Source organism: Tropicimonas sediminicola, from assembly GCF_900188335.1.
In the GTDB taxonomy this organism is placed as follows: Bacteria; Pseudomonadota; Alphaproteobacteria; order Rhodobacterales; family Rhodobacteraceae; genus Tropicimonas; species Tropicimonas sediminicola.
Genome location: NZ_FZOY01000008.1, coordinates 145,345 through 163,323 on the forward strand (window position 1 = coordinate 145,345; position 17,979 = coordinate 163,323).

The window sequence follows — 17,979 nt, forward strand, 5'->3', positions numbered from 1 at the left end:
AAGACCCGGTGGGTCGGCGTCAGGACGGGATCGCGACCGGGCCGCGGTGCGGCACGTCGCGCACCTGCCCCCGGACATCGCGCCCGACGGCCTGCAACGCCTCGAGTTCCCGGCTCAGCGCGGCGTGGGCGGCGCGCATCGCCTCGTCCCGGTGACGGCCGAGCAGCGCGTCCTCCTGGCGGGTGCCGGGCAGGAAGGCGGCGAGCAGGACACCGACACCGAAAGCGGCGGCGCCCGCGACGACAGGCTGCTGTTCGATCAGCGCCTCGGACTTGCGGGTGATGCGGCGGGCGCGTCGCTCGACGGCCTCCTGCGCCCGGATCGCGGCGACCCTTGCGTCGATCACCCGCTGGCGCGCGGCCGGAGGCAGACGGTCGAGCCCGGACCCGAGGGCCGCCCGCATCCGTTCGGCGCGTGGCACCTCGTCGGAGCGGCCGGTCATCTCGGCCCGCATCTCGCGGTCCGCAGCGGCAACGCGGGCGTCGAATCCGGCCATCGCCTCGGCCGGGGGAACCGCCTGCGCCGGATCTTCGGCGGCGGCGGCGTCGGAACGGCGGGAGGCGTTGCCGAGGAGCAGCGCCAACCCTGCACCGAGCATGGCGAAAGCCGCCGGGTTCTCGCGCGTCGCGTCCCAGAGCTGGCCGCCAATGTCGCGGCGGTAGCGGTCGAGCGTCTGCCGCGCCTCGGCCCTCAACCGTTCCGGCGCGAGGGTGTCGCTCAGCTGGTCGAGCGTGTCGGCCAGGGCGGCCCGGTCACGGGCCACACGCTGTTCGATGTCGGTCATGGATCCGTCAGGCATGGGTCGCCTCCTTGATGGTTTCGATATCCGCCCGGATGTTGCGGGCGGTGCGCTCCGGTGCGAGGGCCTCCGCGCTGAGGCGGGACTTGCCGTAGAGCGCGAGGACTATGGCGAGCAGCAGCGCGCCGCCCCCCACGATCACCGCGGCCCAGCCGGCCTCGATACCGCTTGCCGCGATCCAGGCCACCAGCGCCGCCGCAAGCACGTCCAGCGCGGTCAGGGCAACGATGGCGGCCACGCCGATCAGGGCGAGGCCGGTGCCGGCCCGGGTCGCGCTGCGACGGGCCTCGGCCTTGGCCAGCTCGATCTCGTCCTGCAGCAGGGTGCTGAAGTGCCGGAAGGCCGACACCAGCAGGTTCGGGGTCTCCTTGAGTTCAGCAGGGCGCGCCATGACTTAAACCGCCCCGCGCGAGGTCGGATCGGCGCTCACGTGATTGCCGCCAACGATGGTCGGCGCGCTGTTCGGCGGAACCGTGTCGCGCGCCCAGGGGTCATCGCTCGGGTGCGCATAGCGCGGTTCGGGATCGCGCGCCTTGAGGAAGCGGGTGGCGGCGAAGCCGGCCAGCGTCGCACCGGCGACGAAGAGCAGCGGATTGCGCCGCGCGGCATCGCTCAGGCTGTGGGCAAGGCGGTCGATGTCGGTGTTGCGCACCTGGTTCGCCAGGTCGTCGATCCGGGCCGCGACCTGTTCGATTGCCTGGGCCTGCATCGAATTCGGGTCGAACTCGGCGGCGGCTGCATCGGCTGCGCTGGCGTGGCGATGCATCTGATTGGCCACGCTGTCGAAGGCGGCTTCGGCTTCGCCCTTGATGCGGGCCTCGACCTTTTCGCGGGTGTCCTCGGCGACAGTCTGGGCGTGATGCTTCACTTGTTCGGTAACGGTTCTCTCGGTGACGTCGGCCATCTCAGCCTCCTTTCGCGATGTGTTTCCTTGAGCAGCCAACGCCGCGTCTCACCGATATGTTCCCGGAACCTTGTCGCGCCGCATCGCGTTAATGCCCCAAAGAGGAGCATGATCATGAGCCGCGGACGCGATGCGAGACGACCGACCGAAATGACCCTTCCCGGGTGGCGCGACACGGCGGCACGCGTGGGGCAACGGTTCGGATCGCTGCATCTGCCGTTGATCGCCGCAGGTGTCGCGTTTTACGGATTGCTGGCAATTTTCCCTGCGATTTCAGCAGGTGTCGCCGTTCTGGGCCTCGTGCTGGACCCGAGCACGCTGGTCTCGCAATCCCAGTGGCTCTTCGAGCAACTGCCGAATTCCGCCGCGTCGATCATCTCCGACCAGGTGCGGGAGGTGGCCGGAGCAGCGTCCGACTCGCTCGGCTTCGCAGCGCTTCTCTCGCTCGCCATCGCCCTCTGGTCGGCCTCAAATGCGACCGGCAGCCTGATCCAGGGGATCGGGCTGATCTGGGAGGAAGAGGACGAGCGCGGTTTCGTGAAAACCCGGTTGCTGACCATCGGCATGACGCTGGCGCTGATCGCCGGGCTCGGGCTGTTCATCGGCGTCGTGGCGGCGATCCCCGGGTTCCTCGCGATCGTCGGGGCGGGTCAGGGGCTGGTTGATGCCGTGATGATCGCGCGCTGGCCCATCGGCGCGGTGATCGGCATCGCGATGATCGCGATGCTCTATCGATGGGGACCGGACCGCCGGTCCGCGAAATGGCGCTGGCTCACGCCGGGGTCGGTGCTGGCCTGCGTCCTATGGATCGCGGGCACCATCGGGTTCAGCCATTACGTGCAGAGCTTCGCCAGCTACAACGAGACCTTCGGCACGATTGCCGGGGTGATCATCCTGCTCACCTGGATGTGGCTCTCGGCGCTGATCGTTCTGTCGGGGGCGCTGCTCGATGCCGAACTGGAAGCGCAGACCGCGCGGGACACGACCGTCGGGCCGGATCGCCCGATGGGATCGCGCGGCGCTGTGAAAGCCGACACATTGGGCGAAGGTGGCGACGGCCGAGGCGGGGATCGACGCGGTGCGCTGGCCGCGGGCTGAGCACCGCCCTGCCCTTCTCCCTCGGTCGCGCGCGACCGGCGCTGCCGGGATCAGCGCAGCCGGCGGGCTTGGGCCTCGAGACCGAGCGGCGCCTGCACCTCTGGCTGCGGATGTGCCGAGGGCGCGCCTGTGTCCCCGCCGTTCAGACCGGACATGTCCAGCACCGGCCCACGGGGGCCGGGAGCGGCGCCGTCGAAATCGGGGCGGCGCGGCCTCACAACGCGAAGTAGCAGGGTCGCAAGATCGCCGCTGGTGAATGGCATTGGCAGTGCGTGCCAGCCGGCAGGAAGCTCCACCAGATCGCCGGCCGTGGTCACGATCGCCGGGACGGCGCTCTGCTCCAACAGCCCGCGCAGCCTGGCGTCGGCCAGTTCATCGGTCGTCCCGTTGAGGACCATCGCGGACCATGTCGCGCCGTCTTCGGCGAGCGCGGCACAGGCGTCGTCGATGGTTTCGACAATCCGGATCTCGGGCTGGCCGAACACCTCACGCGCGGTCTCGGCCATGTCCGCGGCGATCACCACGTCCGGTTCCAGGAAAATCAGCTTCATTGGCGGCACATGTTCCTTGCTTGGCCGGGACCATTTGGAACAGTTCCGGCGGCCAGGCATTCAACTGTGACATAACCCTGCGTTGCTGACCACGAGTATCGGCAGGGTCTGGCCTGCGCGTGCTGGGGTCGGCAGGTTACTGGCCAGACGGCTCCGCCAGCGCCACTTTCCTGTGCGCGAATGGCTCGGGTCCGGAGCTCGACGCCACAGGCGCAGCCGGCTAGCCCTGCAGGAAACGGAGCAGTTCCGGCTCGCCGACCCGCCAGCCATCTCCCGGCGCGGGGTCGAACGATAGGGGCTTTGCATCGGCTCCGGCGAGCGCGATCACCTCGGGATGCACGTAGCTCGTCCGGGCAATGGCCGGGGTGTTGTGCAGCCGTTCGGCGGCGGCCTTGGCCAGATCGGAAATCTTCAGCGCACCTTCGGCGGCCGCGCAGAAGGCGGCGTGGGTGCCGTTCCAGGTGCGGAAGGTCTTGGGCGTCAGCTCTTCCCCGGCGAGGTCGCTCATCACCTCGCGCAGGTGCTCGGACCGGACCGGCGCGCCGCTTTCGGCAAAAGTGACCAGCTCCGCGCCGGGCAGGTCCTGACAGGCCTCCAGCACCCTGGCAAGCCGGGTGCCGGTCAGCTGGGTGCGGATCCTGCGCCCGCCCTTGCCGGCGAAGTGGAGCCTGATCCGGTCTTCCGAGATCGTCACGTGCCGGGCCTGCAAGGTGGTCGCGCCGAAGCTCTCGTTCTCGGCCGCGTAGGCCGGATCGCCCACCCGGATCGAGGCACGGTCGAGCAGCGCCAGCACCGCGGCGATGGCGGTGTCGCGGTCGGACGGATCGTCCCGCAGGCGGCTTGCAACCCAACGCCGGAGACGCGGCAAGGCGGCGCCGAAGGCCGGCAGTTGCGCGAACTTCAGCTCCGCCCGGCGCGCCGCCCAGTCCGGGTGATAGATGTACTGTTTCCGCCCGCGCGCATCGCGGCCGGAGGCTTGCAGGTGGCCCCGGGGATCGGGACAGTACCAGACATCGGTATAGGCCGGCGGCACCGCGAGCGCCTTGAGGCGCGCCCGTGTCTCGGCCTTTGCCAGGCGGCGGCCGTCGGTGTCGAGATAGGTGAAGCCGCGCCCGCAGCGGCGGCGCCGATAACCGGGGTCGGTGTCGCTCACATAGCTCAGGGCCATCCTGCACGCTCCTTTCCCGTGACGTGGATGGCAGGAGAACGCGCGAGAGAACGCCCGGGTTCCATGGAACCAATCCCGCCCCTCGCCGGTTTTCCCAACAAGGACGGATCGCGCGTTGCCAGATGCGGGGCGCGCACAAATCGCAAACGGAAAGGATGATCTCATGGCCAGGAAAGTGGAAACCGACGAAGGCGCACGGGAGCAGCTCTGGGCGCAACTCGACAAGGGCCGGGTGTCGATGCTCTGGCTCAAGGACAGCCCGCAGCATCCGCAGCCGATGACCCATTTCACCGACGAGGAGGACGGCGTGCTGTGGTACATCACCTCGTCCGACACCGACTTGGCGCAGGGGATCGGTGCGGGCCGGGAGGCCGCGCTGACCTATGTATCGAGCAACCAGGACTACCACGCCAGCGTCACCGGCCAGCTGGAGATCGTGCAGGATGCCGCGAAGCTGGACGAGCTCTGGAGCACGCCCGTCGCGGCCTGGTTCGAAGGTGGACGGAACGATCCCAAGGTCTGCCTGCTGCGGTTCACGCCGGATGAAGCGGCGATCTGGGCGTCGGAAGCCAACATGGTTCTGGTCGGGCTCAAGCTGCTGCGCGCGGGCCTCTCGGAGGGTGGCGGCTATCCCGACATCGGCGTGCACCGCGTCATCAAGCTCGCCGACGCGGCGTGACTGTCGGGGGCCGTTGCCGCCCAGCGCTTCGGAACATCTGAAAATGGGAAAGGGGCCGTACGGCCCCTTTTTTTCGGGTTCGTCGGTTCACTCGGTCAGGCGATGCGGCCGCAATGCTGCAGCCAGCCGCGCAGCGCGGTCGCGACGTCGCCCGGGCTTTCGGCAAAGAGCAGGTGGCCGCCGTCGATCAGCATGGCCTGCGCCTTCGGCGCCTTGCGGATGAGTTCGAGCTGGTGATGCGGCGGCACCACGATGTCCCTTGTCCCGATCAGCGACAGGACCGGCGCGTCCACCCGTTCGAGCAGGTGCCCGATATCGGCGGTCAGCACCCATTCGGCGCAGGCGCTCACCGCGTCCGGGTCGCAGCCCAGAAGGGCGCGGCGCATGTCCTCGGCCCAGGGCGCGTCAAGCGCCATCCCGGCGGCAGCGTCCAGTCCACGGCGGAAACGGGCGGGCGTGCGCAGCCAGGCGGACCAGAACAGGCGCGCCAGCGGACGGCCGATGCCCGGCAGCATCATCGCCCGGGCGCAGGGGTCGAACCGGCGGCCGCGGTCGCCGGAGGTCAGCGCGCCCACGAGGAACAGGCCGGAGATCAGTTCCGGGCGGCGCGCGGCCAGCGCGAGGGCCAGAAGGCCGCCGGTCGAATGACCCACCAGCACGACGCCCGTCTCGCCGTGCCGCTGTTCGATCGATCGCGCGGCGGCGTCGAGCCAGGCGTCGATCCGGAGCTTCGGCCGGAGCCGCTCGCCCCAATCCGCCGCCCCGTGACCGGGAAGGTCGAGGCAGAGCGGATCCGCGAGGTCGAGCCTATGGATGATGTCCGCCCAGACATGCGGTGTCTCGAACAGACCGGGCAGGAAGACCGGTTCGGGGTGCTCCGTCGCCACGAGTTGCTGCAACGGCGGGGAGAGGCGCCCCATGGGCGCCGGATCGGGGAGCGCGCGCAGATGCGGCTCGGCGGAGAGGAATTGGCTGCCATCCATCTCAGGAACACCCGTCGGAGCGGAGCGGATCGTGGCCCCAGTTCATCAGCGAATACCGCCAGGCGCTGTCCTCGACGCCGTCGTCCGGGCCGCCCTGGGCACAATGGCGTTTGATGTAGCCGACGACCTTGGCCATGTGGTCCCAATGGCCATCCGACAGCTCGTCCTTCCGGCTGCGCTTGATCTCGACGATCCGGCGGCCGGAATCGCGCCCCGTGGAGCCTGCATCGCCGGTGTCGCCCACCGACTTGCTCTGTTCCGTCTCCAGCCAGTCCTCGATCTCGGCCGGGCTCATGTTCACCAGATCCCTCCACTCGCTCCAGATCTGGTCGCGGGATTTCGATGAACTCATGACGTCTGTTTCTCCAGGTCGTGACAGATGCGCCGGACAGCCGCCGGCGAACGGGTAACGCGCGAGGTGGGGTGCAGGTTCCCGCGTGCGGGCCAACCACACCGGGTTTTTCGGGTTTTCGGAGCCCGCATGGGAACCGAGGGCGCTTTCCGGCGTTTGACGTTCCGTGAGGCGTGGCAGGCTGCGGCCATGACCGTCCTCCACCCGACGATCCGCGCCTACAAGGGCTGGAGACCGTGTCTCCGGCGCCCTTTCTCGTGGTGTTTATATATTTGATTTACCTAAGTTTTTTATCGAAACCTTGAGGAACCAATCCCGGACTGACCCGTTAACCGGGCACATGGGGGCCGGACGGCCGGGCTTTGCGCCTGCCGCCAGAGTCCCCTGCCCGACACTGGCACATCAAGACGGAGATTATCCCCATGGCTCGAGAGACATCCCGGCGCGGCAGCGCAGGAGAGATTCACCAGACATCCGGCAATGACGTTCCCCGCCTGACAACGCAGCAGGGCACGCCCGTTTCCGACGACCAGAACACGCTGCGGCAGGGCCCGCGCGGCCCGGCGTTGATGGAGGATTTCCATTTCCGGGAGAAGCTCTTTCACTTCGACCATGAACGCATCCCCGAGCGCGTGGTCCATGCCCGCGGCTACGGCGCGCACGGTTACTTCGAGACCTACGACCCGATCCCGGAACTGACCCGCGCCGACCTGTTCCAGCGCAAGGGCGAGAAGACGCCGGCCTTTGTCCGTTTCTCCACCGTGGCGGGCAACAAGGGCTCGGCCGACCTCGCCCGCGACGTGCGCGGTTTCGCCGTGCGGCTCTATACCAAGGAGGGCAACTGGGACATCGTCGGCAACAACATCCCGGTGTTCTTCATCCAGGACGCGATCAAGTTCCCCGACCTGATCCACGCCGCCAAACAGGCCCCGGACCGCGCCTTCCCGCAGGCGCAGACGGCGCATGACAACTTCTGGGACTTCATCTCGCTGATGCCCGAAGCGATGAACATGGTCATGTGGACCATGTCTGACCGGGCAATCCCCCGCTCCTTCCGCTTCATGGAGGGCTTCGGCGTGCACACCTTCCGGATGGTCAACGCCGAAGGACAATCGCATTTCGTCAAGTTCCACTGGAAACCGAAGCAGGGCGTGCAATCCGTCACCTGGCCGGAGGCGCTGCGGATCAACGGCGCGGACCCAGATTTCCACCGCCGCGACCTGTGGGAAGCGATCCAGAGCGGCGACTATACCGAATGGGAGCTGGGGCTGCAGGTCTTTGACGACGACTTCGCCGACAGCTTCGATTTCGACGTGCTAGACGCCACCAAGCTGATCCCCGAGGAACTGGTGCCGGTGCGCAAGGTCGGCCGGCTGGTGCTCGACCGGATGGTCGACAACTTCTTTGCCGAGACCGAGCAGGTCGCCTTTCAGACCGGCAACATCGTCCCCGGCATCGACTTCACCGACGACCCGCTTCTGCAAGGGCGCAACTTTTCCTATCTCGACACGCAGCTGAAGCGGCTGGGCAGTCCCAATTTCGCGCACCTGCCGATCAACGCGCCGAAATGCCCGTTCCACCACTTCCAGCAGGACGGCCACATGGCGATGCAAAACCCCACAGGCCGCGCCAATTACGAGCCGAATTCCTGGGGCGGCGCGGAAGGTGGTCCGCGGGAGAGTCCGGAAGACGGCTTCCAGTCGCTGCCGGAGGAGAACCCCGGCCCGAAGGTGCGCGAACGGTCGGAAACCTTTGCCGACCACTACAGCCAGGCGCGGCAGTTCTACATCAGCCAGACCGAGGTGGAGCAGCGCCACATCGTCGACGCGCTGGTGTTCGAGCTCAGCAAGGTCGAGACGCCCGCGGTCCGCACCCGGATGCTCTCGCACCTGCTGAACATCCACACCGATCTGGCCGAGGCGACCGCCGAAGGGCTCGGCATGGAGCTTCCCGAGCCGGCCGAACCCGCCTTTCCTGTGAACGAGAGCTTGCCCGCCTCCCCTGCCCTGTCGATCCTGAAGAACGGCCTGGAGAGCCTCGCCGGTCGCAAGCTCGGCATCCTGATCTCGGATGGCGCCGACGCCGAGGCGCTGGCCTCGCTCACAGAGGCCGCAAAGGAAGCCGGCGTCAGACCGGTGCTCGTCGGGCCGCGGGTTGGCAGCGTCACGCTGTCGGACGGGAGCACGACGGAGGCCGACGAGAAGATCGACGGCGGCCCCTCGGTCCTGTTCGACGTGGCGGCGATCCTGGTGGACGGCGACGGCGCCAAGGCCCTCGGGGCGATGCATGCTGCCCGGACCTGGGTGGCGGACGCCTGGGCGCATGGCAAGTTCATCGCTCACAGCACGGATGCCGAGGCGCTGATGACCAGGGCCGGCATGCCGGAGGATCCCGGCGAAGGCGTCATGTGCCTCGATCACACTTCGGCCGCCGATTTCCTGAGCGCCGCCACCGCGCTGCGCATTTGGGATCGGGCTCCCTGACCCAACGAACCGCCCGGTGCCGACGCGCCGGGCGGATACTTTCCCGACGGGTGGCGGAACTCCGATCTCCGCCACCCGTTTCCATTTCTGACAGCGCCGAATGGCAGGCGGAGCGGAGCGCTCCCCTGCCCCCGACATGGCGCAAGAAATCGACGGAGGATTTTATGGACAGCTCACACCACGGCTCGGGCGGAATGCGCTACGGGCGGTTTTTCGCGATGATCGGCACGTCCACGCTGGTGATGTATGGCCTGATGTATCTCAACACCTATGCGCTCGGGCATGTGTTCTTCTCCCAGACGCGGGCTTGGATGGCGCTCTACATGGGCGGCGCGATGGCCGTCATCATGCTGGCCTTCATGCTTGGGATGTATGCCAACCGGCGGGTCAACATGGCGATCTTCATCGGCGCCGGCCTCGCCTTTGCGCTCGGCGTCACGATGGTGCGCTCGCAGGCGACGGTGGGCGACCTGGCCTGGATGAAGGCGATGATCCCGCACCATTCCATCGCCATCATGACCAGCGAACGCGCGACCCTGTCCGATCCGCGGGTGCAGGCGCTGGCCGCCCGGATCGCGGAGACCCAGCGCAGCGAGATCGCGGAAATGAAAGCCTATATCGCGGACATCGAAGCCAACGGAGATGCCCCTGCGGGCAGCGAAAGGGCCACGGCGGAGTGACACCCGCCCTGCCCCTTCAGCCCTTTGGCCAGGCGCCCGGCGACGCCCGGTCCGCCGGCCAGCCGCGGGCACAAAAATACCCCCACGCGCGTCCGGCCGGGCACATGGGGGGAATTCACTCGTGGGGTGGCGTCAGCGGATCGACCGCACCGGTATCGTCCGGCGATCACGCCCCGCCGTGGCTCTCCCTCGGGAGAGCGGTGAGCTGTCAGACGTCGGCCAGCCAGCGATCAACGGCTTCGCGCGCTTCTTCCTTGCTCTTGCCGTACTTCTGCTGAAGCAGGCCTTCGAACTGCTCGCGGTCACCCTGCGCCTCGGTCAGCTCGTCTTCGGTGAGCTTGCCCCAGGACTCGATGACCTTGCCCTTCATCTCTTTCCAGTTACCCTGAATCTGATCCCAGTTCATGGCATTCCCCTTCCTCGAATATCGGCGCTCGCACCATGCGGCGCCTTCGGGAAGAGAACGGAATCCGCTGGCAATTGTTCCGCCGGATCGACGGGCCGGCGGCATCCATGAGCGGCTCCTTGCCCGGTCTCGGCATCCGTCCACCGGAGTTGAAACTGCCGGCGTTTCGGCAATAGTGGGGCCGTTGTCCCAGCACGCAGGTTACGCCATGCCCTCCGCCCCGCGCAGTTTCGCCGTCATCGGCCTCGGTACGTTCGGGACCACGGTCGCCAGGGAGCTGGCGCGGATCGGCAACGAGGTGATCGGCATCGACATCGAGGAGCGGAACGTCTCCGCAGTTGCCGACCATATCTCCTATGCCGTGATCGCGGATGCCCGGGACGAGGCCGCGCTGCGCGAAGCGGGCGTCGGCGATTGCGACGTCGCGCTGATCGCCATCGGCGAGGACCTGGAGGCGAACGTGCTTGCCACGATCAACACCAAGATGGTGGGCGTCGAGACGATCTGGGCCAAGGCGATCAACCGCACCCACCACAGGATCCTGAGCAAGCTCGGCGCCGAACGGGTGATCCTGCCCGAGGAAGAGGTCGGGCTGCACGTCGCGCAGGTGCTGCACAACCCGCGGATGCGGAATTACCTCAGCATGGGCAACGGCTTCCACGTGGTGAACTTCCTCGTGCCGGAGCAACTCGGGGGCAAGCGCCTGTCGGAGCTGCGGCTGCGCGACAAGTTCGGCGTCCGCAGCCTGGGCGTGATGCGGGGCACGGATTTCCTCGGCACCGAGGCCGACGATCCGCAATTGAAGGTCGAGGACAAGCTGATGCTGCTCGGCCGCCGGAACGATCTGCGCGATTTCGCGGCGAGCCTCTGAAATGGCAAAGCATCGGCTGCGCCGGAACAGGCTGCCAGCACCGCCGGTGCTGCTGGCGCTGCTCTACCTCGGGCTGATCCTCACCGGTTCGGCGCTGCTGTCGCTCCCCTTCGCCTCGACCGACGGGCTGACGCTCGCCGACGCCTTCTTTACCGCGACCTCGGCGGTGACGGTGACCGGCCTGTCGGTGATCGACGTGGGCCGGGATCTGACGGTTTTCGGGCAGACGGTGCTTCTGGTGCTGGTGCAGATCGGCGGGGTCGGGTTGATGACCTTCGCGGTGCTGCTGCTCTCGTCGCTGGGGCTGAAGATCAACGCCCATTCCCGGCACGTCCTGCGGGAAGACCTCAACCAGAGCACGACCCACCAGTTGATGAAGCTGGCCGGCTCCGTTGTCCGGATTTCGCTGGCGGTGGAAGCCGCCGGGGTCGCGGTCCTGTGCCTCGTTTTCGTGCCGGACCTGGGGATCCGTCAGGGGCTCTGGTACGCGATCTTCCACTCGGTCTCGGCGTTCAACAATGCCGGCTTCGGCCTTCGGTCGGACAGCCTGTCATTCTGGGTGAGCGACCCGATCATCAACATCGCGGTGCCGGCGCTCTTCATCACCGGCGGGCTCGGTTTCGTGGTGATCGGGGACATCATGGAGAAGCGCGGCTGGCGGCTTTTGTCGTTGCATACCAAACTGATGATCGTCGGGTCGGTCGGGCTGACGATCTATGGAACGGTCGGGTTCGCGGCGCTCGAATGGACCAATCCCGGCACGCTGGGCGGGCTCGGAACGGTGGGCGAGAAACTGGCGGCGAGCTGGTTCCAGTCGGTCACGACACGCACCGCCGGGTTCAACACGGTGGACCTGTCGCACATCCACGACAGCACCTCGCTGATGATGATCGCGCTGATGCTGGTGGGCGGCGGCAGCGCCTCCACGGCGGGCGGGATCAAGGTAACGACGCTGATGGTCGCGCTGATGGCGACCGTGGCGTTCTTCAAGCAGCGCTCGCCGCGCGCCTTCGGCCGCCGGATCGGGCCGGAACAGGTGCTCAAGGTGATGGCGCTGACCACGATCGCGATGCTGACCATGCTGACCGGGCTGTTCCTGGTGTCGATCTCGCATGACGGCGATTTCCTCGACCTCGCGTTCGAGGTCGCCTCCGCCTTCGGCACCACCGGGCTCAGCCGCGGCGCGACCGGGGAGCTCGACGCGCTCGGCCGGACGATCATGATCTTCCTGATGTTCCTGGGCCGGGTCGGGCCGCTGACGCTGGGCTATTTCCTGGCGACAAAGCGGGCCTCGCGGGTGAAGTTCCCGGAGGGGCGGGTCTACCTCGGCTGAGGCCGGTCAGGGCAGCGGGTCGGTGCGGAACAGATGCACCTTGAGCGAGCCATGTGCGATCGGCGCGCCGGTCGGCAGGAAGGGCAGGCCGGTGGACTTCGCAAGGCCCGCGTCGGAGGTGACAATGCCGACACGCCAGCCGGAGAAGCGCTCCTTCAGGGTGCGGCCGAGCGCATCGTGGACCGCAAAGAGCGGTTTGCGGCTACCGATCCGGGCACCGTAGGGCGGGTTGACGATCACCAGGCCCGGTGGGCCCTCGGGCCGTTCCAGATCGCTGACCGAGCGGGTCACGAACTCCGTCCAACCGGCCACGCCCGCGCGCTCGGCGTTGGCCTGGCTCATCCGGATTGCGCCCGCATCACGGTCCGAGCCGTGGAAGATTAGATTTGGAGTCAATGGCTTGATCGACGCGCGGAGTGCTTCCCAAGCCGCCGGATCGAAGTTCGCCAGCTGTTCGAAGGCAAAGCTGCGGCTGCGGCCCGGGGCAAGGCCGGCGGCGATTTCCGCGGCCTCGATGACGAAGGTACCGGAACCGCACATCGGGTCGAGCACCGGCTCCGTTCCGGTATAGCCGCAGCTCCGCAGGAGGAGCGCGGCCATTGTCTCGCGCATCGGCGCCTTGCCGACGGCCTCCTTGTGTCCGCGCTTGTGCAGGGACTCGCCGGAGGTGTCGACCGAGATGGTGCAGAGATCGTCGTCGATCCTCAACTTGATCTGGACCGGCGCGTCCTCGGCAATCGGTGCGCCGAGCGTTTCCGTGATGGCGCGTGCGACCCGCTGGGCGGCGGCAGCCTTGTGATAGATCTTGGACCGGTGGCAGGAAGCCTCCACCCGCACCGGAACATCGGGGCGCAGCACCTCGGCCCAGGGAAACTTGCGGGCGCGCTTGTCGAGCTGGGCGAGGTGAAATGCGCGGAAGGCGCCGATGCGGGCCAGCACCCGGGTCGCGCCGCGCAGTTCGAGATTGGCGCGCCAGACCTCCGGCCAACCACCGCGGAATTCGACTCCGCCCGGGATTATGCTCGCGCCAGAGAAACCCCGCTCGAGGGTTTCGGACAGCAGCGCGTCTTCGAGGCCGGGGGTGGCGACAAGGAAGATGTCGAGATCTGGTGACGTGTTCATGCGCCTCTATACGGGCCCGCCCGGCAGAAGAGCAACATGGCGTGAGACAGACGGCGATCAGATCGCCCGAAGCACCAAGAACAGGGCGGCGAGAATGGCGCCGGCGATCAGAAGCTTCGTCGGATCATGTCCGACGGACATCACCAGATCGGCGGCCCGCGAGCCGTTGAAGCTGCTTCCGCCACCCGTCACGCCGCCTGCGGCTATTCCGTATTCGACCATGGTTTCGGCCCTCGACGCCTGGGCCCCCAAGGGAGAGCCTAGCAGAAAAAGCCGGGAAAATCATGTCGAGAGCCCGCCGCTACCGTGCCCAGGTCTGCCAGGCCTCCTGCGAGCCGGCGAAGACGTTGATATCCACCGGACCCGGAATGCCGGGGATGCTGCCGGTGCCGGTGTATTGCCAGAACGTCCAGCGCGCGCCGGGATAGGTTTCGCGCGGGTGGTCGGCGACAGACCGGAGCCAGAACTCGGTTCGGGGCAGGCGGCCGATACCGGTCTGCTCCCAGAAATCGACCGTGGTGTAGAGGACCGGACGGCGGCCGTAGTGGCGCTCGAGGATGTCGAGGAAACGGGCGGCGTCGGCCCGCACTGTCGCGCCGTCGGGACGCTTGCGGCAGGTCGGCGAGCGGTGGTTCCACTCCATGTCGAGCACATGGGGCAAGCTGGTCATGCTGCGCGGGACATTGGCGATGAACCAGCGGGCCTGATCCTCTGCCGAGGCGCAGAAATAGTAGTAGTGATACGCGGCATGGGGAATTCCGGCGCGGGCGGCGCCGCGGCGGTGGGCTTCGAACGAGGGATCGAGCTCCTCCTTGCCCTCGGTCGCCTTGATGAAGGCGAAGGAAACGCCAGCGGCGCGGGCGCGGGGCCAGTCGATCTCGCCCTGCCAGCGAGAGACGTCGATGCCGTGGACGGGGTAGGCCGTGGGCCGCCGCCCGTCCCAGTCGTGGGGATCGTGATCGGCGAAGACGGGGTGCGAGACGGTGACGTGGTTCGGCGGCACGAGGCGCGCAGTGGATGTCTGCCGGCGGTCGGCCGGGCTGCCGCAGGCGGCGAGCACGAGGACCGCGAAAATGCAGGCAAGGGCAGGCAGTCGCATCGGCAGGCTCCCGGCAAACCGGCGGGCGGACTGCCCGCGTCCTGCCATTTGCGCAAGCACTGGCCGGGCTGGCAAGGGGCAGCGCGAGGTCCGGCGGAGGATTGCCGGGAGACGGAAACCGCGCCGAATGCCTTGCGTTGGCGGCGCACATGATTACCTAGGCCCAGACGCTGCCAGACGAGGCAAGGATATGACAGACCTGACCCCCCGCGAGATCGTGAGCGAGCTCGACCGTTTCATCATCGGCCAGAAGGACGCCAAGCGCGCCGTGGCCGTGGCGCTGCGCAACCGTTGGCGGCGCAAGCAACTGGCCGACGATCTGCGGGAGGAGGTCTATCCCAAGAACATCCTGATGATCGGGCCGACCGGCGTCGGCAAGACCGAGATCTCCCGGCGGCTGGCCAAGCTGGCGCGTGCGCCCTTCATCAAGGTCGAGGCGACGAAGTTCACCGAGGTCGGCTATGTCGGCCGGGACGTCGAGCAGATCGTGCGCGACCTGGTGGATGCGGCGATCCAGCAGACCCGGGAATACATGCGCGAGGAGGTCAAGGCCAAGGCCCATGCGAATGCCGAGGAGCGGGTTCTGGAGGCGATTGCAGGATCCGATGCGCGGGAGCAGACGCGGGAGATGTTCCGCGGCAAGCTCAAGCGCGGCGAGCTCGACGACACGGTGATCGAGCTGGAGGTGGCCGAGGCCGGGCCGTCGATGCCGATGTTCGACATTCCGGGGCAGCCCGGGATGAACATGGGAGCGATGGACCTCGGGAGCATATTCGGCAAGGCCTTTGGCGGGCGGAAGGTGAAGCGGAAACTGACCGTGGCCGACAGCTACGAGGTGCTGATCTCCGAGGAGGCCGACAAGCTCCTGGACGACGAGACGGTGACCAAGGTGGCGCTGGAATCGGTCCAGGAAAACGGGATCGTCTTCATCGACGAGATCGACAAGGTCTGTGCGCGGCAGGAAACCCGCGGCGGAGACGTCAGCCGCGAGGGCGTGCAGCGCGACCTGCTGCCGCTGATCGAGGGCACGACCGTCTCGACGAAGCACGGGCCGGTCAAGACGGACCACATCCTGTTCATCGCCAGCGGCGCGTTCCACATCGCCAAACCCTCGGATTTGCTGCCGGAATTGCAAGGCCGCCTGCCGATCCGCGTCGAGCTGCGGGCGCTGACCGAGGGCGATTTCGTGCGCATCCTGACCGAGACCGACAACGCGCTGACCCGCCAGTACACGGCGCTGATGGCGACCGAAGAGGTCGGCGTGAGCTTTACCGACGACGGTATTGCGGCGCTGGCCCGGATCGCGGCGGAAGTGAACCAGTCGGTGGAGAACATCGGCGCGCGGCGGCTCTACACGGTCATGGAACGGGTGTTCGAGGAACTCAGCTTTGCCGCGCCGGATCGGGCCGGTCAGGCCGTGACGGTGGATGCCGATTTCGTTGAAAAGAACCTGGGCGAACTGTCCCGGTCGGCCGATCTGAGCCGCTACGTCCTCTGACGATACAGAAAGCATGGCGCGGGCACCGCAATGGCGCTAGTGCTGCGCCATGCTTTCCTTTTTCCATTTCACACACTTTGACCCGAACCCGGCCCGGCCTTCCGCAGGACGGGCCGGACGATGACCTCCACGCTGACCTTTCTGCGCGAGAACGCCGCCTGGCTGGCCGCGGGATTCCTGCTGACGCTGACGTCGAGCTTCGGGCAGACCTTTTTCATCTCGGTCTTCGCCGGCGAGATCCGCGGCGCCTTCGGGCTGAGTCACGGGGACTGGGGCGCGATCTACTCGGCCGGCACGCTGGCCTCGGCGATCACCATGATCTGGGCCGGCACCCTGACGGATCGGTTCCGGGTGCGGGAGCTGATCCAGGTGGTGCTGCCGTTCTTCGCGCTCGCCTGCCTCGCGATGGCTGTGGCGCCGGGCGCCTGGGCGCTGCCATTCGTGATCTTCGCCCTGCGGCTCGCGGGGCAGGGGATGACCACCCATATCGCGATCGTCGCCATGGGCCGCTGGTTCGTCGCAACGCGGGGCCGCGCGCTTTCGGTGGCGAGCCTCGGGATCACCCTGGGCGAGTCGCTGATGCCGCTGAGCTTCGTCGCGCTGCTCGGTGTCGCCGGATGGCGGAGCCTGTGGCTGCTGGCGGCGATGCTGATCCTTTGCGTGGTGCCGGTGCTGCTGTCCCTGTTGCGACTGGAGCGGACACCGCAGGCCGATCTCGACGCCAGCCCTTCCGTCGGGATGGAAGGCCGCGCCTGGCAGCGGGGCGAGGTGCTGCGACACTGGCTGTTCTGGCTGATCCTGCCGCTGGTCCTGGCGCCGCCGTTTCTGGTTACTTCCTTGTTTTTTCAGCAGGTTCTTCTGGCGGAGATCAAGGGGATCGCCCATCTCTCGCTGGTCGCTCTGTTCCCGGTTTTCACCGTCTGCGCGGTGACGACGATGATGGTGAGCGGCGTCGCGCTTGACCGGCTGGGCACGTTCCGCCTGCTCACGTTCCTCCTGTTGCCGATGGCCTGCGGGTTGCTGACCCTGTCGCTGGCCCATTCGCTGTTGGGGGTGGCGCTCGGGATGGCGCTGGTCGGCATGACCAGCGGCGCGAACGCGACCCTGCCCAACGCCTTCTGGGCCGAAGCCTACGGAACCCGGTATCTCGGCTCGATCAAGGCGATGGCGACCTCGGCGATGGTCTTCGGCTCCGCCATCGGGCCGGTGGTGACCGGCGTCGCGGTGGATGCAGGGATCGGCTTCGAGACGCAGCTACAGATGATGGCGGGCTATTGCCTTGTCGCGACGCTGCTTGCCGCCATCGGGTTGCGGCGCGCCGGGCGGCTGCTAGCGCCGGCGGGACAGGTAGACGTAGTAGGCGCCTGAGCCGCCGTGGCTCGCATGCGCCTGCGAAACCTGCAGGACCAGCGCCCCGAGCGGCGCCATGCGGAGCCATTGCGGCACCTGGGTGCGCAGGATGCCGCGCGGGGTCGGGATAGGCCCGTCGTCGTCGGGCCGCTGGGTGCTGCCCTTGCCGGTCACCACCAGCACCAGTCGGCAACCATCGGCCTGGGCCGAGATGATGAAACGGCTGAGCGCCGGGTGCGCCCGGGCGAGCGTCATGCCGTGCAGGTCGATCTTGCGCTCGGGCCGCAACTTGCCACGCTTCATCCGGTTGAAGGTCTTGTGGTCCATGCGCAGCGGTTCGGCGGCCAGCCGGGCGCTCAGGGTCGGCGTCAGGTTGTGACCCTTGGAATGGTCGTAGCGCGCGGCCTCGCCGACCCGGAATTCCGGAATGGCAGGGGAACGGGGCAGGGGTTCCGGCTGGGCCGGTTCGGGTTTCGCGCCCTCGGGCGTGACAGCCTTCGCGCGCGGATGCATCGGCGTGGCGCTGCGCGCGACGTTGCGCCAGATGGCGATGTCGTCCTCGCTGAGGCGACGGGGGGGCCGTTTGCTCGACATCCGCGCGAC

At 67.6% G+C, this 17,979-nt stretch carries 20 protein-coding genes; 8 read left to right on the forward strand and 12 right to left on the reverse strand.

Annotated features, from left to right (window positions below; translation table 11 throughout):
- Positions 1-19: 19 nt before the first annotated feature.
- Genes CHB86_RS18745 through CHB86_RS18755 form a run of 3 tightly spaced genes read right to left on the reverse strand, consistent with a single transcriptional unit; the run spans position 20 to position 1,703 of the window.
- Entirely contained in the window at positions 20-799 is a 780-nt protein-coding gene (locus CHB86_RS18745) for a hypothetical protein (protein ID WP_141134931.1), read from the reverse strand.
- Positions 792-1,190: a phage holin family protein gene (locus tag CHB86_RS18750; protein ID WP_089234632.1), complete on the reverse strand. Its 399-nt coding sequence runs from the start codon at positions 1,188-1,190 to the stop codon at positions 792-794. Before CHB86_RS18750 ends, CHB86_RS18745 begins: the two co-directional genes overlap by 8 nt.
- A 3-nt stretch (positions 1,191-1,193) precedes the next feature.
- The gene (locus CHB86_RS18755) at positions 1,194-1,703 is read right to left on the reverse strand and encodes a hypothetical protein (RefSeq protein ID WP_089234633.1); all 510 of its coding nucleotides are present in this window, start codon (positions 1,701-1,703) and stop codon (positions 1,194-1,196) included.
- 114 nt (positions 1,704-1,817) lie between these two features.
- Here CHB86_RS18755 and CHB86_RS18760 point away from each other — a divergent pair, with 114 nt between their 5' ends.
- On the forward strand, positions 1,818-2,801 hold the full coding sequence (locus CHB86_RS18760; protein WP_089234750.1) for a YihY/virulence factor BrkB family protein: 984 nt from the start codon (positions 1,818-1,820) through the stop codon (positions 2,799-2,801).
- A gap of 50 nt (positions 2,802-2,851) precedes the next feature.
- Here the strand turns inward: CHB86_RS18760 and CHB86_RS18765 are convergent, their stop codons facing one another.
- The gene (locus CHB86_RS18765) at positions 2,852-3,352 is read right to left on the reverse strand and encodes a hypothetical protein (protein ID WP_089234634.1); all 501 of its coding nucleotides are present in this window, start codon (positions 3,350-3,352) and stop codon (positions 2,852-2,854) included.
- Positions 3,353-3,572: 220 nt separating this feature from the next.
- Positions 3,573-4,520, reverse strand: coding sequence for a DNA topoisomerase IB (locus CHB86_RS18770; protein WP_089234635.1), 948 nt, complete (start codon positions 4,518-4,520; stop codon positions 3,573-3,575).
- A 163-nt stretch (positions 4,521-4,683) separates the two neighbouring features.
- Here CHB86_RS18770 and CHB86_RS18775 point away from each other — a divergent pair, with 163 nt between their 5' ends.
- Positions 4,684-5,199 (forward strand): pyridoxamine 5'-phosphate oxidase family protein, encoded by a 516-nt coding sequence (locus CHB86_RS18775; RefSeq protein WP_089234636.1) that lies wholly within the window; start codon positions 4,684-4,686, stop codon positions 5,197-5,199.
- 95 nt (positions 5,200-5,294) lie between these two features.
- Here the strand turns inward: CHB86_RS18775 and CHB86_RS18780 are convergent, their stop codons facing one another.
- Together CHB86_RS18780 and CHB86_RS18785 are read right to left on the reverse strand one after the other, a co-directional pair.
- A complete protein-coding gene (locus CHB86_RS18780) occupies positions 5,295-6,182 on the reverse strand; it encodes an alpha/beta fold hydrolase (RefSeq protein WP_089234637.1) in 888 nt (295 codons plus the stop codon).
- Between the two features lies 1 nt (position 6,183).
- Complete coding sequence (locus tag CHB86_RS18785; RefSeq protein WP_089234638.1) at positions 6,184-6,534, reverse strand: DUF3140 domain-containing protein; 351 nt, start codon at positions 6,532-6,534, stop codon at positions 6,184-6,186.
- Positions 6,535-6,956: 422 nt separating this feature from the next.
- Here CHB86_RS18785 and CHB86_RS18790 point away from each other — a divergent pair, with 422 nt between their 5' ends.
- Positions 6,957-9,017, forward strand: coding sequence for a catalase (locus CHB86_RS18790; protein WP_089234639.1), 2,061 nt, complete (start codon positions 6,957-6,959; stop codon positions 9,015-9,017).
- Positions 9,018-9,181: 164 nt separating this feature from the next.
- Complete coding sequence (locus tag CHB86_RS18795; RefSeq protein WP_245838164.1) at positions 9,182-9,697, forward strand: DUF305 domain-containing protein; 516 nt, start codon at positions 9,182-9,184, stop codon at positions 9,695-9,697.
- 208 nt (positions 9,698-9,905) lie between these two features.
- Here the strand turns inward: CHB86_RS18795 and CHB86_RS18800 are convergent, their stop codons facing one another.
- Positions 9,906-10,103 carry a CsbD family protein gene (locus CHB86_RS18800; RefSeq protein WP_089234641.1) on the reverse strand — a complete coding sequence of 66 codons (198 nt, stop codon included), beginning with the start codon at positions 10,101-10,103 and terminating at the stop codon, positions 9,906-9,908.
- Positions 10,104-10,311: 208 nt separating this feature from the next.
- On the opposite strand from CHB86_RS18800, the gene CHB86_RS18805 reads away from it, so the two are divergent.
- On the forward strand, positions 10,312-10,974 hold the full coding sequence (locus tag CHB86_RS18805; RefSeq protein ID WP_089234642.1) for a potassium channel family protein: 663 nt from the start codon (positions 10,312-10,314) through the stop codon (positions 10,972-10,974).
- Position 10,975: 1 nt separating this feature from the next.
- Entirely contained in the window at positions 10,976-12,307 is a 1,332-nt protein-coding gene (locus tag CHB86_RS18810) for a TrkH family potassium uptake protein (protein ID WP_089234643.1), read from the forward strand.
- Positions 12,308-12,313: 6 nt separating this feature from the next.
- Here CHB86_RS18810 and CHB86_RS18815 read toward each other — a convergent pair whose 3' ends face one another.
- The 3 genes from CHB86_RS18815 to CHB86_RS18820 all read right to left on the reverse strand — a co-directional run bounded on the left by CHB86_RS18815 (position 12,314) and on the right by CHB86_RS18820 (position 14,528).
- On the reverse strand, positions 12,314-13,429 hold the full coding sequence (locus CHB86_RS18815; RefSeq protein WP_089234644.1) for a THUMP domain-containing class I SAM-dependent RNA methyltransferase: 1,116 nt from the start codon (positions 13,427-13,429) through the stop codon (positions 12,314-12,316).
- A 57-nt stretch (positions 13,430-13,486) separates the two neighbouring features.
- Complete coding sequence (locus tag CHB86_RS24740; protein ID WP_176442934.1) at positions 13,487-13,651, reverse strand: hypothetical protein; 165 nt, start codon at positions 13,649-13,651, stop codon at positions 13,487-13,489.
- Positions 13,652-13,730: 79 nt separating this feature from the next.
- Complete coding sequence (locus CHB86_RS18820) at positions 13,731-14,528, reverse strand: glycoside hydrolase family 25 protein (protein ID WP_089234645.1); 798 nt, start codon at positions 14,526-14,528, stop codon at positions 13,731-13,733.
- A 190-nt stretch (positions 14,529-14,718) separates the two neighbouring features.
- On the opposite strand from CHB86_RS18820, the gene hslU reads away from it, so the two are divergent.
- Positions 14,719-16,026, forward strand: a complete 1,308-nt coding sequence (hslU, locus tag CHB86_RS18825) for an ATP-dependent protease ATPase subunit HslU (protein ID WP_089234646.1) — start codon at positions 14,719-14,721, stop codon at positions 16,024-16,026.
- 120 nt (positions 16,027-16,146) lie between these two features.
- Positions 16,147-17,394 (forward strand): MFS transporter, encoded by a 1,248-nt coding sequence (locus tag CHB86_RS18830; RefSeq protein ID WP_089234647.1) that lies wholly within the window; start codon positions 16,147-16,149, stop codon positions 17,392-17,394.
- Here CHB86_RS18830 and CHB86_RS18835 read toward each other — a convergent pair.
- On the reverse strand, positions 17,356-17,970 hold the full coding sequence (locus CHB86_RS18835) for a Smr/MutS family protein (RefSeq protein ID WP_089234648.1): 615 nt from the start codon (positions 17,968-17,970) through the stop codon (positions 17,356-17,358). The genes CHB86_RS18830 and CHB86_RS18835 overlap by 39 nt on opposite strands.
- Between the last annotated feature and the right edge of the window lie 9 nt (positions 17,971-17,979).